The sequence below is a fragment of the Pikeienuella piscinae genome (assembly GCF_011044155.1).
GTDB lineage: Bacteria > Pseudomonadota > Alphaproteobacteria > Rhodobacterales > Rhodobacteraceae > Pikeienuella > Pikeienuella piscinae.
Genome location: NZ_CP049056.1, coordinates 1,027,287 through 1,039,955, shown reverse-complemented (window position 1 = coordinate 1,039,955; position 12,669 = coordinate 1,027,287). Strand labels below are relative to the sequence as shown.

The 12,669-nt window shown below is 67.0% G+C and carries 14 protein-coding genes; 7 read left to right on the top strand and 7 right to left on the bottom strand.

The features are described from left to right. Window positions 1–34: 34 nt before the first annotated feature. On the bottom strand, window positions 35–1,018 hold the full coding sequence (gene dctP / locus G5B40_RS04990) for a TRAP transporter substrate-binding protein DctP (protein WP_165095824.1): 984 nt from the start codon (window positions 1,016–1,018) through the stop codon (window positions 35–37). Between the two features lie 125 nt (window positions 1,019–1,143). On the opposite strand from dctP, the gene G5B40_RS04985 reads away from it, so the two are divergent. Then, window positions 1,144–1,821, top strand: a complete 678-nt coding sequence (locus G5B40_RS04985) for a GntR family transcriptional regulator (protein ID WP_165095821.1) — start codon at window positions 1,144–1,146, stop codon at window positions 1,819–1,821. Here the strand turns inward: G5B40_RS04985 and G5B40_RS04980 are convergent. From G5B40_RS04980 to G5B40_RS04970, 3 genes are all read right to left on the bottom strand, one after another. Then, window positions 1,814–2,527, bottom strand: a complete 714-nt coding sequence (locus tag G5B40_RS04980) for a helix-turn-helix transcriptional regulator (RefSeq protein ID WP_165095818.1) — start codon at window positions 2,525–2,527, stop codon at window positions 1,814–1,816. The two genes, G5B40_RS04985 and G5B40_RS04980, sit on opposite strands and share 8 nt — an antisense overlap. A 145-nt stretch (window positions 2,528–2,672) precedes the next feature. After that, window positions 2,673–3,575 (bottom strand): acetylglutamate kinase, encoded by a 903-nt coding sequence (gene argB / locus G5B40_RS04975; protein WP_165095816.1) that lies wholly within the window; start codon window positions 3,573–3,575, stop codon window positions 2,673–2,675. A 36-nt stretch (window positions 3,576–3,611) separates the two neighbouring features. After that, window positions 3,612–3,998, bottom strand: a complete 387-nt coding sequence (locus G5B40_RS04970) for a MerR family DNA-binding protein (protein ID WP_165095812.1) — start codon at window positions 3,996–3,998, stop codon at window positions 3,612–3,614. Window positions 3,999–4,071: 73 nt separating this feature from the next. Here G5B40_RS04970 and G5B40_RS04965 point away from each other — a divergent pair, with 73 nt between their 5' ends. After that, a complete protein-coding gene (locus tag G5B40_RS04965; protein WP_165095809.1) occupies window positions 4,072–4,518 on the top strand; it encodes a c-type cytochrome in 447 nt (148 codons plus the stop codon). A 20-nt stretch (window positions 4,519–4,538) separates the two neighbouring features. Here the strand turns inward: G5B40_RS04965 and G5B40_RS04960 are convergent, their stop codons facing one another. Further along, the gene (locus G5B40_RS04960) at window positions 4,539–6,119 is read right to left on the bottom strand and encodes a gamma-glutamyltransferase family protein (protein WP_165095806.1); all 1,581 of its coding nucleotides are present in this window, start codon (window positions 6,117–6,119) and stop codon (window positions 4,539–4,541) included. Between the two features lie 370 nt (window positions 6,120–6,489). Here G5B40_RS04960 and G5B40_RS04955 point away from each other — a divergent pair, with 370 nt between their 5' ends. After that, entirely contained in the window at window positions 6,490–6,756 is a 267-nt protein-coding gene (locus tag G5B40_RS04955) for a DUF2794 domain-containing protein (RefSeq protein ID WP_343040662.1), read from the top strand. A gap of 3 nt (window positions 6,757–6,759) precedes the next feature. On the opposite strand, the gene gloB is transcribed toward G5B40_RS04955, so the two are convergent. Next, window positions 6,760–7,521: a hydroxyacylglutathione hydrolase gene (gene gloB, locus G5B40_RS04950; protein WP_165095800.1), complete on the bottom strand. Its 762-nt coding sequence runs from the start codon at window positions 7,519–7,521 to the stop codon at window positions 6,760–6,762. A gap of 58 nt (window positions 7,522–7,579) precedes the next feature. On the opposite strand from gloB, the gene G5B40_RS04945 reads away from it, so the two are divergent. The 4 genes from G5B40_RS04945 to G5B40_RS04930 all read left to right on the top strand — a co-directional run bounded on the left by G5B40_RS04945 (window position 7,580) and on the right by G5B40_RS04930 (window position 11,208). Continuing rightward, entirely contained in the window at window positions 7,580–8,365 is a 786-nt protein-coding gene (locus G5B40_RS04945; RefSeq protein WP_165095797.1) for a class I SAM-dependent methyltransferase, read from the top strand. Window positions 8,366–8,444: 79 nt separating this feature from the next. Continuing rightward, window positions 8,445–9,551 carry a histidinol-phosphate transaminase gene (gene hisC / locus G5B40_RS04940; protein ID WP_165095795.1) on the top strand — a complete coding sequence of 369 codons (1,107 nt, stop codon included), beginning with the start codon at window positions 8,445–8,447 and terminating at the stop codon, window positions 9,549–9,551. Further along, entirely contained in the window at window positions 9,548–10,489 is a 942-nt protein-coding gene (locus G5B40_RS04935; protein ID WP_165095792.1) for a prephenate/arogenate dehydrogenase family protein, read from the top strand. Before hisC ends, G5B40_RS04935 begins: the two co-directional genes overlap by 4 nt. Further along, window positions 10,486–11,208 carry an extensin-like domain-containing protein gene (locus G5B40_RS04930; RefSeq protein ID WP_165095788.1) on the top strand — a complete coding sequence of 241 codons (723 nt, stop codon included), beginning with the start codon at window positions 10,486–10,488 and terminating at the stop codon, window positions 11,206–11,208. Before G5B40_RS04935 ends, G5B40_RS04930 begins: the two co-directional genes overlap by 4 nt. Before the next feature lie 438 nt (window positions 11,209–11,646). Here G5B40_RS04930 and G5B40_RS04925 read toward each other — a convergent pair whose 3' ends face one another. Further along, window positions 11,647–12,657, bottom strand: coding sequence for a DUF2125 domain-containing protein (locus tag G5B40_RS04925; protein WP_165095785.1), 1,011 nt, complete (start codon window positions 12,655–12,657; stop codon window positions 11,647–11,649). Window positions 12,658–12,669: the final 12 nt, after the last annotated feature.

Below are 12,669 nucleotides of genomic sequence, written 5' to 3'. Positions count from 1 at the left end.
GCCGTCGCCGGCCGCCCCGCCCGGATTGCGCCTGTCACTCGACCGCGAGGGCCATGTCGAGCAGCTTCTGCCCGTCCGGAACCTCTTCGACGAAATTCTTGTAGGAGGTCTCCTTGGCGATCGCGCGCCAGGCGTTGAACTCCGCCTCGGTCATCTGGTCGATCTCGACACCGTTCTCCTCGAACACCTTGACCGAATCCGCATCTTCCTTCTTGGCCTCCTCGAGGTAGAACGCCTCGGCTTTGGCGGCGGCGGCGGTAAGCGCTTCCTGCTGCTCGGGGGTCAGGTCCTCGAAGGTCGACTTGTTCATCAGGAGCGGCTGATACATGAACCAGAGCGCGTAATCGCCGGCGGGCGTGTAGCAACTCACCTGCTCGAAGATGCGATAGCTGACGAAGGACGAGGAGGAGGTATTCGCCGCTTGCAGCACGCCCGTCTGCATCGCGTTGTAGATCTCCGACGACGCCATGGAGGCGATCGAGGCGCCGGCGCCGGCCAGCATCTGCTCGAAAGCCTTGCCGGCTGCGCGGGTCTGAAGCCCTTCCACATCCTCGGGGGCCGTGATGCACTTGTCGACGCCGGCGAAGCCGCCCGCGAGATAGCCGTGGACCAGCGTCATCACGTCGTCTTCGGCCTGGATCGCCTCGATCGCCTCCATGAACGGGCTTGTGTTCATGCGCGCGGCGTGATCGTGGTTTTTCACCAGGCCCGGCATCAGTGTCAGGTTATAGGCCGGCTGCTGACCGCCCGCATAGGACAGCGGAAAGACGGTCATGTCGAGTTGGCCGCGGGTGAGCGGGTTGTACTGCTCGCGCGCCTTGAAGAGCGATCCCGACGGGAAAATCTTGATCTCCAGATCGACATCGGCGGCAGCGACCTCGTCGGCGACCATCTGCGCGACCTTGTGGCGGACATCGCTGGTCGACCATTGATGGCTGAGACGAAGCTCGGTCGCCCCCGCAGCGCCCGCGGCGAGCGCCAGCGCGGCGGCGGCCATGAGTGAGGTGCTCAGTTTCATGTTTCTCTCCCGGTTGTGTTCCGGGTGCGATTCCCCGGAATTTGATCGCGCGATGATCTTCGTCGTTGCATCCAGTGTCAATAATTTTGTATACAGTTCATCCGGCTTTGCATTCAGAGGACAACATGGACGCCAGGGCGGCCGACAGCATCGCCGACGCATTGGAACAGATGATCGTCACCGGGGAATTCGCGGATGGCGAGCGGCTGAGCGAGGTCGCGCTGGCCGAACGGTTCGGCGTCTCGCGCACCCCGGTGCGCGAAGCGTTCCAGCGCCTCGCGGCCTCCGGCTTGATCGAGCAACTGCCTCGGCGCGGGGTTTTTATCCAGCAGCCGGGACCGGTGGAGCTTCTGGAAATGTTCGAAGTGATGGCGGAACTGGAGTCGGTCTGCGGCCGGCTCGCGGCGCGGCGGATCGCGCCGGCGCGCCTCAAGGAGCTCGACGCGGCGAACAGCGCATGCCGCGCCGCGATGGCGGCGGAGGATATCGATGGCTATTACCGCGCGAACGAGATCTTTCACCACGCCATCTACAACGAATCGGGCAACGGCTTCCTCGCCGGCGAAGCCGCGCGCCTGCATCGCCGGCTCCGCCCCTATCGGCGGATGCAACTCTATCTGAAGGGCAGGATCGCGCAATCCATGGCCGAGCATGAGGAGATCGTCGCGGCGCTTCGCGCGGCGGACGAGGCGCGCGCGGGTGATGCGCTCAGGACCCATGTCGCCGTGCAGGGCGAGAAATTCCACCACCTCGCTGCGGCGCTGAAGGCCGGTGTGCGCCGCGGCGACGGCGCGGTCAGCTGACGCGCGCGCGGCGGCCATCCGGCTCGCTACCATCGGCCCACGCGCGGAGCTCCGCGCGGAGCGCTGGCGGCGGGTCGGCGAATCCTTCGTCGAGACGCTCGGCGCGCTCGATCCGGTCGATGCGGAAATGCCGTTCGGCGGCGCGAAGCTCGCACCACGCCACCAGCGTCCAGACCGCGCGCCAGCGCACAAGCAGATAGGGGTGGACCACGCGCCCGGTCGGCGCGCCCGTCTCGTCGCGATAATCGATCTTCAGCTTGACGCGCGCCTCGCAGGCTTTCCTGATCTTCAGATGCAGCGCCCGCTGATCCGGCGTCCAGCCACGCGCCGGCGTTTCGTAGGGCGAGCGATCCGCGCGCCGCAGACCCGCATCGTCGAGAACGGCGCGAATCTTCGTCTCCGCCCTCTCGGCCGCATGCGCCAGTTCGTCGTCGGTGAAGGCGCGGGTGAAGCTGAGTCCCGCGAGAAGCGCCAGCGCCTCGTCCCCGTCGAGAATCAGCGGCGGCAGATGGTAGGACTTGTCGAGCCGGTAGCCGACGCCGGCCTCGCCGTCGATCGGCGCGCCGGAGGCTCGAAGCGCGGCGATGTCGCGGTAGATCGTCCGCGGCGAAACCTCAAGATTCGCCGCGAGAGTCGCCGCCGTGAGCGCGAGACGCCGGCCGTGAAGCTCCTCTATCAGTCGGAAAAGGCGTCCCGCGCGGCGCATCAACGGCCGCGCGGAGGGGGGGAGGGCGGCCGCCTCGCGCGCCAATCAGCCTCATCTCCGGTCCTCCCTCCGGTCACGGCGCCGATCGCCGCCGAAAAGCCGTATCAGCCCCCTGCTGACAGCATCTTGTCAGGAGTCTTCCCTCTCAGGGCAGGATCATCGTTCCCGCGCCATGTTCGGTGAAAAGCTCCAGCAGGCACGCGTGTGGCGCGCGTCCGTCCATGATCACCACGGCCTTGACCCCGGCGCGGATCGCGTCGAGCGCGGTCTCCGTCTTCGGAATCATGCCGCCAGCGATCACGCCTTCCTCTGTCAGGCCCTGAACGGTCTCCGCAGTGAGGCGGGTGATGACGTCGCCCTCGGCGTCTTTTACCCCTGCGACATCGGTGAGCAGCAGCAACCGGTCGGCGTTCATCGCGCCGGCCACGGCCCCGGCGGCGGTGTCGCCATTGATATTGTAGGTCTCGCCGTCGCGCCCGACCCCGACAGGCGCCACGACGGGAATGAAATCACCCTCGATGAACATGAAGAGCACATCCGGGTTCACTTCGACCGGCTGGCCGACGAAGCCGAGGTCGAGAACCCGCTCGATGTTGCTCTCGGGATCCTTGATCCATTTCAGCGCCTTTTCGCAGACGATGAGATCGGCGTCCTTGCCTGAAAGGCCGACCGCGCGGCCGCCCTGCGCGTTCAGCGCCCGCACGATGTGCTTGTTGATCCGCCCGGCGAGGACCATCTCGACGATTTCCACGGTCGCCTCGTCGGTGACGCGCTTGCCGTCGATGAAGGTCGACTCGATCTTCAATCGTTTCAGCATGTCGTCGATCTGCGGTCCGCCGCCATGGACCACGACGGGGTGCAGCCCGCATTGCTTCATCAGGACGATGTCGCGTGCGAAATTCGCCATCGCCTCCTCGTCTCCCATAGCGTGCCCGCCGAACTTCACCACGACGGTGGCGCCGTGGTGGCGCTGCATATAGGGCAGCGCCTCACTCAGGGTGCGGGCGGTGGCGATCCAGTCGCGTTTCATGGCGCGGGACTTCTCCATCTGCGTCTCCTTAGGGGACGATGCATAACGCCACGGTCAGCCGCTCGCCAGATGTTCAATGATCGGGCAGCGCGGACTGGCGTCGCCGGCGCAGGCGTCGGCGATGCTCGCCAGTTCGTTCCGGAGCGTCGCCAGCGCCGCCATCTTGGCGTCGAGCGCGGCGATATGCTCTTCGGTGATCGCCTTGACATCGGCGCTCGCGCGGGTCTCGTCCTCGTAGAGCGCCAGCAGCCTGCGGCACTCCGCGAGCGTGAAACCCAACGCGCGCGCCCGGCCGATGAAGCCGAGCCGGCGCGCGTCCGCGTTGGAATAGTCGCGATACCCGTTCGTCGCGCGGGACGGCGAAACAAGGCCGATATCGGCATAATAGCGCACCGTCTTGACCGGCAACCCAGCCATCGCCGCCGCATCTCCGATCCGCATCCGTGCTCTCCGCTTGACCTTCCCGCGACCGGAATGATTAGGGGGGATCGCGAAGTCAAGGCGGAGGGCCACGATGGCCGGCGCGGGAAAAAGGTCGGCGGGGATTGGCGCTCTCGCGCTGTCCACGGCGTTGCTGATTGGCGGGGCGTGGCTGTTCTGGTCAAAAGCGAACGACCAGAGCGCCGCCGAGCGCGCCTATGAAAGCGCCGCCCCCGCCGCCGCTTCGACGCCCGAACTCAGCCGGGACGGCGCGCGCGGCCGGGTCGCGTTCAACGCCGCCTGCGCCGCCTGCCACGGCCGCGACGCGGCCGGCGGGCCGGGCGGGCCGCCGCTCATTCACCGGATTTACGAGCCGTCGCACCACGGAGACGAATCGATCCGCCGCGCGGTCCGCAACGGGGTGAAGGCGCACCACTGGAATTTCGGCGACATGCCGCCGCAACCCGACATGAGCCCCGAGACGGTGGAGACGGTGATCTCCTTCCTGCGCGAGACTCAGGCCGCGAACGGCATCCGCTGACGCTGATCGCGGCGGGCCGGTCAGCAGCCGATGGCGCAGCCGTCCTTTCGCGGGTCCGACGCCCCCTCATAGACGCCGTTCTCATGCAGACGGATCATCTGCGCGCCGCCGATCGGCGCGTCCGGGGTCAACAGCACATGGCCCCGCTTCTCCAGTTCCGCGCGCGCCTCGGGGAAATAGCCGCGTTCGATGTGCAGCTTGCCGTCATAGGGATCCGCGAAGGCGCGCGGCGCGTCCAGCGCCTCCTGCGGGTCCATGCCGAAATCGGCGATATTGCTCAAAACTCGCATATGGCCGGTGGACTGGTATTGCCCGCCCATCACGCCGTAAGACGCGAACAGCTTGCCGTCCTTGCGGATCATCGCGGGGATGATCGTGTGAAGCGGACGCTTGCCGCCCCTCAGTTCGTTCGGATGCCCGTCGGTCAGCACGAATCCGGCGCCCCTGTTCTGGAAGTTGACGCCGAATTTCTTCGAGGCGAGACCGGAGCCGAAGGCGTGGAAAATCGAGTAGATCATCGAGACGACCATGCCGTCCTTGTCGGCCGTCGTCAGATAGACCGTATCCTTGTGCACCGCGGCGGCGGCCGGCGGCGGCGTCGGCGCGGCGCGGTTCATGTCGATCAGCGCGGCGAGCCGCTTCGCCGTCTCGGTCGAAAGCATCCGGTCTGTCAGCGCATGCGCCGGGTCGGCGACGAAACGGTCGCGGGCCTCATAGGCGAGCTTGGTGGCCTCCGCCTCCAGATGCGCGCGCTCGGCGCCGAACGGGTCGAGTGAAGCGACATCGAAATGCGAGAGGATGTTGGCGATGAGGAGCGCGGTCACCCCCTGGCCGTTCGGCGGCAGCTCAACCAACTCATAGCCGCGATAGGTCGCGGAGACGGGATTGACGTAATCCGCCGCGGTCGCCGCGAAATCCTCGGCGGTGTGGAGCCCGCCGAGCGCCCGCAGGCTGTCGACCATGTCCTCCATCACCTCGCCCTCGTAGAAACCGGCCCGGCCCTGTTCGGCGACACGGCGGAGGATCTCGGCCTGTCCGGGCGCGCGGAACACCGCGCCGAGCGCGTAAGGCGCGCCATTGTCGAGATAATGTTTCGCGCCGTCGCCCTGAAGCGTAGCGGCGTTCTTCTTCCAGTCGAACGCGGTGCGCGGGCCGACCGGGACCCCTTCCTCAGCGTAGCGGATAGAGGGCGCGAGACATGCGGCGAGTCCCTTCCGTCCCCAATCCTCGGCCAGACGACAGAAGCCGTCGATCGCGCCGGGCACTGTGACCGCGTGCGCAGAGCGGAGCGGAATTGCGCTTTCGCCCGCGTCGCGCAGACGCGCCGCGTCGAGCGCGGCGGGCGCGCGGCCCGAAGCGTTGAAGCCGGTGATCTTTTCCCCTCCGGCCGGGCGGATCAGCGCGAACATGTCGCCGCCGATCCCGGTCGAAGACGGCTCACAAAGGCCGAGCAGCACCGCGGCCGTGATGGCCGCGTCCATCGCGTTACCGCCATCCTCAAGGATCGCCACCGCCGCCTGCGCCGCGATCGGGCTGGATGTGGCGCAGATGCCGTTCATGGCGAAAACGCCGGATCGGCCGGGCATGTGGAAGTCGCGCATGGTCTTTCTCCGTGTCTGAGTGGAGCGACATGTAGCGCGGCGCCGAGAGTCGGGAAAGGGCGGCCAAGGTGTGGGAAACACGCCCGACGTCGCGATTCGGGGTGGGGGCTGAATAACGCGACGTCGGGCCAGCAATCGCTTGCTGTCATGTTAATCTCGGCGGGTGACATGGCGAACCGAAGGCCGAAATCGGGCGAATTCGTGGTTTCTTCGGAGCGCCGGGGGTCGTCCGCGCCCGTAAATGCTTGCCATTTCGGCTTCGTCGGGGTCAGATTTCCCCATGAATGTAATATCAACGACCGCCTTCGGGCGAAAACCCGGGGGACGGGGCGCTGAGGAGCGGGTCACTTTCCATCGGACCGAACTCTCAGTGATTCTGAACGTCTACGGTCGCATGGTCGCGGCGGGCGAATGGCGCGATTATTCGATCGACTTTCTCTCCGAGCGGGCGGTCTTTTCGGTGTTCCGCCGGGCGACGGAGCATCCGCTGTTTCGAATTGAGAAGAATCCCCGCTTTGCGGCGAAGCAGGGGGCCTACGCGGTGTACGGCCACGACGGGCGCGTCCTGAAACGTGGCGCCGAGCTGAAACAGGTGATGCGGGTCTTCGATTCGAAACGGCTAAAGCTGGTGGATTAGGGGTCAGAACCGATCCTTGCGCCGCCTGATCTCGGCGAAAACTCCGGCGTCGTCTGCCCCATCCAGCCCGACCGCCGCCTTCACGCCAGGCTCGCGTGCCCGGAGAAACGGGTTCGTCGCCAACTCCTCCGCCAGCGTCGTCGGGCAGATCGGCTTTCCGGCGGCGTCGGCTTCTGAGATCCGCTCAATACGATGCCTCAGCGCGTCGTTCTCCGGTTCGATCGACAGGGCGAAGCGGCCATTGGCGGCGCCGTAATTGTGACCGGAATAGATCAGCGTCTCCGGCGGCAGTCCGAGGAACTTTGAAAGGCTCTCCCACATCATCAGGTGCGTGCCCTCGAAAACCCGTCCGCAGCCGAGCGCCATGAGACTGTCGGCGGTGAAGGCCGAACCATCGAAGAGATAGGCGACATGGCCGACCGTGTGGCCCGAGACGTCGATCACCCGTCCGGCGCTTTCTCCGACCGCGACCTCGTCGCCTTCGGCGAGTTCCCTGTCGAGCGGCGGCAGCCGGTGTGCGTCCGCGGCCGCACCGAAGACCTTGGCGCCGAAGCGCGACCGAAGCGCCTCCACGCCGTCGATATGGTCGTGGTGGTGATGGGTGAGCAGGATCAGATCGAGACCCCACCCCCGTTCCTCCAGCGCCGCGATCAGCGGCGTGGCTTCCGGCGCGTCCACGACGGCGACGACGCCTGTGGCGGCGTCGCGCAGGATGTAGCCGTAATTGTCTTCCCGGCAGGGAATGACGATTGTCTCGATAGACATGGGCAAGCCTTCCATGAATGGCTAGATTCGCGGAGAGAGTAGCGGAGGCGGTGATAGCATGCATCTCGACGTGATCGAGTTGAGGCGGTTTTATTACCGCACCCCGCTCGGCCGCGTGGCGCAGATGGCGATTCGTGGCGCGCTCGACGCCCACTGGCCGGAAATGCGCGGCGGCAATCTCGCTTCTTTCGGGTTCGGCCAGCCCTTCATCCGGCCTTTCCGGCGCAAGGCGCAGCGCGCGGTCGGTCTGATGCCGGCCGAGATGGGCGCGTTTCACTGGCCGGTCGACGGGGCGAACCTGAGCGTTCTCGCGGATGGCAGACGCTGGCCGCTCGCCACCGGATTCGTGGATCGCTTGCTGATCGTCCACGCGCTCGAGAACTCCGAACGTCCCGGCTCGCTGTTGGCCGAGGCGCACCGCGTGCTGGCCCCGGGCGGGCGGGCGCTGATCATCGTTCCCAATCGCACCGGGCTCTGGGCGCGGCGGGAGGCCAACCCTTTCGGTCACGGCAGGCCTTATTCTTTCAGCCAGCTTGAGCGCCTCCTGCGCGATCATCAGCTTGAACCCGTCGGTCATTCCGCCGCGCTCTACGCGCCGCCGTCGCAGCGCCGGTTCTGGATCCGCATGGCGCGGACGGCGGAGGCGGTGGGCCGCCGGCTGGATGCGCGCCGCCTCGCCGGCGTGATCATTGTCGAGGCGGTGAAGACCGCCTACGCCGCGCCGCGCACCGGGGCGCCGGCGACGATGAAAACACCGCTGGAGGTTCTTGGCGGCATCGTCAGGCCCGCGCCGAAACCGGCGGCGTCACGATTCCGCAATCGGCGTTGGCGGCGTTCCGGTTGAGGCGGTCCTGAAAACGCTCTGGTCGGCCCGCGCCTGAGCCGCTAAACCCTCCGCGCGCCGTCGAGCGGAGGGACAAGCGATGACCAGTGAGAGAGCGGCCGCGACGCCGCGCCCGGGCGTGATGGCGATCGCGCCCTATCAGGTTGGCGGCGCGAGGATTGACGGCGCCGCGCCGGCTTTCAAGCTCTCCGCCAATGAAAACCCCTGGGGGCCGAGCCCGCGCGCCGTCGCGGCGTATCGGGAGGCCGCCTGCCGCCTCGCCGACTATCCCGACGCCGACAGCGGCGCGCTTCGCCGCGCGATCGGTGAGGTGCAGGGGCTGGATCCGGATCGCATCATCTGCGGCAACGGCTCGGACGAGCTCCTGCAGCTTCTCGCCTTGGCCTATGCGCGCGACGGCGACGAGGTGGTCTATTCGCGGCACGGCTTCCTGCTTTACCCATCCTACGCGCTGATGAACGGCGCGACGCCCGTCGCCGCGGCGGAAACGGATCTCACAGCCGACGTCGACGCGCTCCTCGCCGCGTGCTCGGAGCGGACGCGGCTGGTCTACCTCGCCAATCCGAACAACCCGACCGGCACGCGGCTGAACGCGCAGGAGATCGAGCGGCTCGCGGTCGGCGTTCCGGAGAACGCGCTTCTGGTCATCGACGGCGCCTACGCCGAATTCGTCGACGCCGAGGACTTTGACGCCGGCGCATCGCTGATCGCGCGCCGGCCGAACGTGGTGATGACGCGGACCTTTTCGAAGATATACGGGCTCGCCGCGCTCCGCGTCGGCTGGATGCACGCGGCGCCGGATGTCATCGACGTGATTAACCGGATACGCGGGCCCTACAACCTCAACATGGCGGCGCAGGCCGCGGCGGCTGAGGCGATGCGCGATGTCGAATACACGGCGCGGATAAAGGCGGAGACGCTGCGTCTTCGCGCTTCCCTCACCGCCGCGCTAGGTGACGCCGGAGTTCCGACGACAGGTTCCGAATGCAATTTCGTGCTGGCGCATTTCGGAACCGCGCCCGAGACCGGCGCCGCGGCCGCCGATGCCTATCTGAAGGCGCGCGGGATCATCGCCCGGCGGATGGAGGCGTATGGCCTCGCCGGCCATTTACGGATCTCGATCGGAACCGAGGCCGCGTGCGTCGCCGTCGCGGAGGCCGTCGCCGCATTCCGGGGCGTATCGTGAGCGCGCATTTCGAGCGGGTGGCGTTGATTGGGCTCGGTCTGATCGGCGGCTCGATCGCTCTCGCGGCCAGGCGCGCCGGCGCGGCCGGGCGCATCGTCGGCTACGCGCGGAGCGAGCAGACGCGCGCAGCCGCGCGACGGCTCGGCCTGTGCGACGAGGTCGCCGAAAGCGCGGCCGAGGCGGTCGCGGGCGCGGATCTCGTCATACTCTGTGTGCCGGTCGGCGCAATGCGGGCGGTCGCGGCGGAGATCGGCCCGGCGCTTGCGGAAGGGGTCGTCGTCTCCGATGTCGGTTCGGTCAAGGGCGCCGTGATCGCAGCGCTCGAAGTTCTGCCGGCGCATGTTCACGTGGTTCCCGCGCACCCCCTGGCCGGGACCGAGCACAGCGGACCGGAGTCGGGATTCGCTGAGCTTTTCGATAACCGCTATTGCCTGGTCACGCCGTTACCGGGGGGCGATTCGGGCGCGAAGGGCCGGTTGGCCGACTTCTGGCGGGCGCTCGGCGCGAATGTCGAGGAGATGGCGCCCGAGCGGCACGATCTCGTGCTAGCGGTCACCTCCCACGCACCGCATCTTATCGCCTACACGATGGTCGGCGTCGCCGACGATATGCGCCGCGTGACCAAGTCGGAGGTCATCAAGTATTCCGCCGCCGGGTTTCGCGACTTCACCCGCATCGCGGCCTCCGACCCGACGATGTGGCGCGATGTCTTCCTGAACAACAAGGCGGCTACGCTGGAGATTCTTGGCCGCTTCACCGAGGAGCTCTTCGCGCTTCAGCGGGCGATCCGCACCGGCGACGGGGATCAGCTTCACGATTATTTCACCCGCACCCGGGCGATCCGGCGCGGAATCATCGACGCGGGGCAGGACACCGCGGCGCCCGATTTCGGCCGCGCGCCGACACGAAAACCGGATGTGCGAAAGCCGAGCGAATGAGCGGCTGGACGCGCATATGCCTCGCCGCGTTTCTGATGGTCGGGTGCCAGACGCTCGGCGAGGATGAGAGCGAGCCGCTGGAAGCCGCCTCGGCCGCGCCCGCAACCGCGCCGACGCCGAGTCCGCGTGGCGTCGCGCCGAAAGTGAAGCCCGCGTCGCAGCGTATCCTGTCCGCGTCGCTCGGCCCCGTTGGCCCGGTTTGCGGCGATCCGCGCGTGATCGGCGCGAAGATCCCATCGATTTCTGGCGCGCATCCGGGATGCGCCATCGAGGCCCCGGTCAGCCTCGTCGAGGTCGCGGGCGTCGCGCTGACCGGCAAGGCGGAAGTAAACTGTCGCACCGCCGTCGCGCTGGCGGACTGGATGGAGAAATCCGCGCGCCCCGCGGCGCGGAAGGCGTTCTCGGTGCAGCTCACGGCGGTGAAGCCGGCGGCGTCCTACGCCTGCCGCGGGCGGAATGGCCGCAAGGGCGCGAAGCTGTCCGAGCACGCGAAGGGCAACGCCATCGACATCTCAGAATTCACCTTCGCGAGCGGCCAGGTCGTCGAAGTCGAGAGCGGTTGGCGGCGCAAGGGCGCTCAAAGGAAATACCTGCGTTCGGTCTGGGCGGGGGCGTGCGGACCGTTCGGCACCGTTCTTGGCCCGGAAGCCGACCGCTACCATCGCAATCATTTCCATTTCGACGTGGCGCGTTACCGGATGGGGAATTATTGCCGCTGAGCGTTATCGTGCGTTGCTCTCGTCAATGACAAAAGTGAGCGATGGACTCCGCTATGAGTTGAGTCGCAGAAGGGCGGAGGAATTGTCGAATGGTCAATATCCAGTGTGTCACCACACGGGCCAAGAACAGTCGTTGTTGACCTAAGCCAAAGGCTGACGAATGTCACCGTTATTTCAGTGACCAATACCCCTCGGTGAAACTCCTCAGAATTCTGTCGCCTTTTCACCCTTCCACGCCCGATGCAAGAACTCTGAAAGTTCCGCGTGCGTCTTCTCTGAGCGCGGCGCGAGCTTCGGGCGTGTCGATCAACGGATCGGTCCCGAAAATCGCCAAGCTGGATACGAAAAAATCTACAATCTATCTGGGATAGCCATGGTCATGCCTAAAACCGTTCCGGCTCAGGGCCGACGCCAGCCCGCCAGAGAGAAGCGCGGGGTCTAGTCCGCCAGTCGCGGCGCAGCGCCGATCGGCACCGGCCCGATCCGCGCCTGGCCGCCCGACAGCACGAGCGTCACGTCGAGCCTGTCGCCGTCGCCGCCGAGTCTTGCGATGAATCCGAGCCCGGCTTTGAGCGTTTCGCCGAAGCCGGGCGCGAGCGCGCCGGCGTTGGTCGCGGCGTCCAGCATCGCACGCCAGTTGGTCGCCGATATTTCGAATTCGCCTTCACCGTAGCCTTCCCGGTCGGCCTTCATCGATCCGGTGACGGCTAGTCGGAGCGCGCCCCATTCCGCGATCCCGTCATTCAGCGAGAACGAGAGAATATCGGGCTTCGGCCCTTCCAGCGCGCGCCTGTCGAGCGGCCTGTCCAGCGCGGCGTGTCCATCGAACGCCAGCGTCTCGATTGCGGGCGGCAGCGCGCCGGCGGGGTCGACCAGTTCGCGAAGGAAATCCGGCAGGCGCAGCCTCACCCCGTCGAGCCGGAACTGGTAGGTGTTCTCCGGGCCGGCTTCCGGCGCGGCGCGAAGATGCGTGTTGAGTCGATCGGCGCCGGCGGTCCAGCCCGCCTCGGCGCTGAGCGCGGCTCGCTGAATGTCGAGCGAGGCGCGCACCAGCCCGAGCGCCGCCGACCGCTCGGCCCGAAAGCTCGCCGCCATCTTTTCCGAACGCAGCACCGCGCGCGCGCCGGGCGCGGCGAGGCGCTGCTCCGGCGGCCATGTCACGACATAGAATGTCGGATCGTAGATCACCTGGTCGATCTCGACCCTCGGCGCCGACCAGGCCCAGCCTGATTCCGGGTCGGCGAGCGCGAGGTCGCGCAGCGTCACGTCGAGTCGGTTCGGAAAACCCGCGATGGAAACGTCGGCCTCGGCTAGCCAGCCCTGCTCCCTTCGCTCTTCTAGCCAGCCCGCGACGGCGTTCTCGTGCGTCCGTGCGGCGAGCATCCACCAGAGCGCCCCCCCGATTATCACGGTGACGATCAAACCGGCGAGCAGCTTGAATTTGAGCATGTGCAACCTCCG

Excerpts from the sequence above, each read along its gene's own strand:
- dctP (WP_165095824.1), bottom strand. The coding sequence starts at position 1,018 with ATGAAACTGAGCACCTCACTCATGGCCGCCGCCGCGCTGGCGCTCGCC.
- argB (WP_165095816.1), bottom strand. The coding sequence starts at position 3,575 with ATGGAGAAGTCCCGCGCCATGAAACGCGACTGGATCGCCACCGCCCGC.
- G5B40_RS04985 (WP_165095821.1), top strand. The coding sequence starts at position 1,144 with ATGGACGCCAGGGCGGCCGACAGCATCGCCGACGCATTGGAACAGATG.
- G5B40_RS04965 (WP_165095809.1), top strand. The coding sequence starts at position 4,072 with ATGGCCGGCGCGGGAAAAAGGTCGGCGGGGATTGGCGCTCTCGCGCTG.
- G5B40_RS04980 (WP_165095818.1), bottom strand. The coding sequence starts at position 2,527 with ATGCGCCGCGCGGGACGCCTTTTCCGACTGATAGAGGAGCTTCACGGC.
- G5B40_RS04970 (WP_165095812.1), bottom strand. The coding sequence starts at position 3,998 with ATGCGGATCGGAGATGCGGCGGCGATGGCTGGGTTGCCGGTCAAGACG.
- hisC (WP_165095795.1), top strand. The coding sequence starts at position 8,445 with ATGACCAGTGAGAGAGCGGCCGCGACGCCGCGCCCGGGCGTGATGGCG.
- G5B40_RS04930 (WP_165095788.1), top strand. The coding sequence starts at position 10,486 with ATGAGCGGCTGGACGCGCATATGCCTCGCCGCGTTTCTGATGGTCGGG.
- G5B40_RS04960 (WP_165095806.1), bottom strand. The coding sequence starts at position 6,119 with ATGCGCGACTTCCACATGCCCGGCCGATCCGGCGTTTTCGCCATGAAC.
- G5B40_RS04945 (WP_165095797.1), top strand. The coding sequence starts at position 7,580 with ATGCATCTCGACGTGATCGAGTTGAGGCGGTTTTATTACCGCACCCCG.
- gloB (WP_165095800.1), bottom strand. The coding sequence starts at position 7,521 with ATGTCTATCGAGACAATCGTCATTCCCTGCCGGGAAGACAATTACGGC.
- G5B40_RS04925 (WP_165095785.1), bottom strand. The coding sequence starts at position 12,657 with ATGCTCAAATTCAAGCTGCTCGCCGGTTTGATCGTCACCGTGATAATC.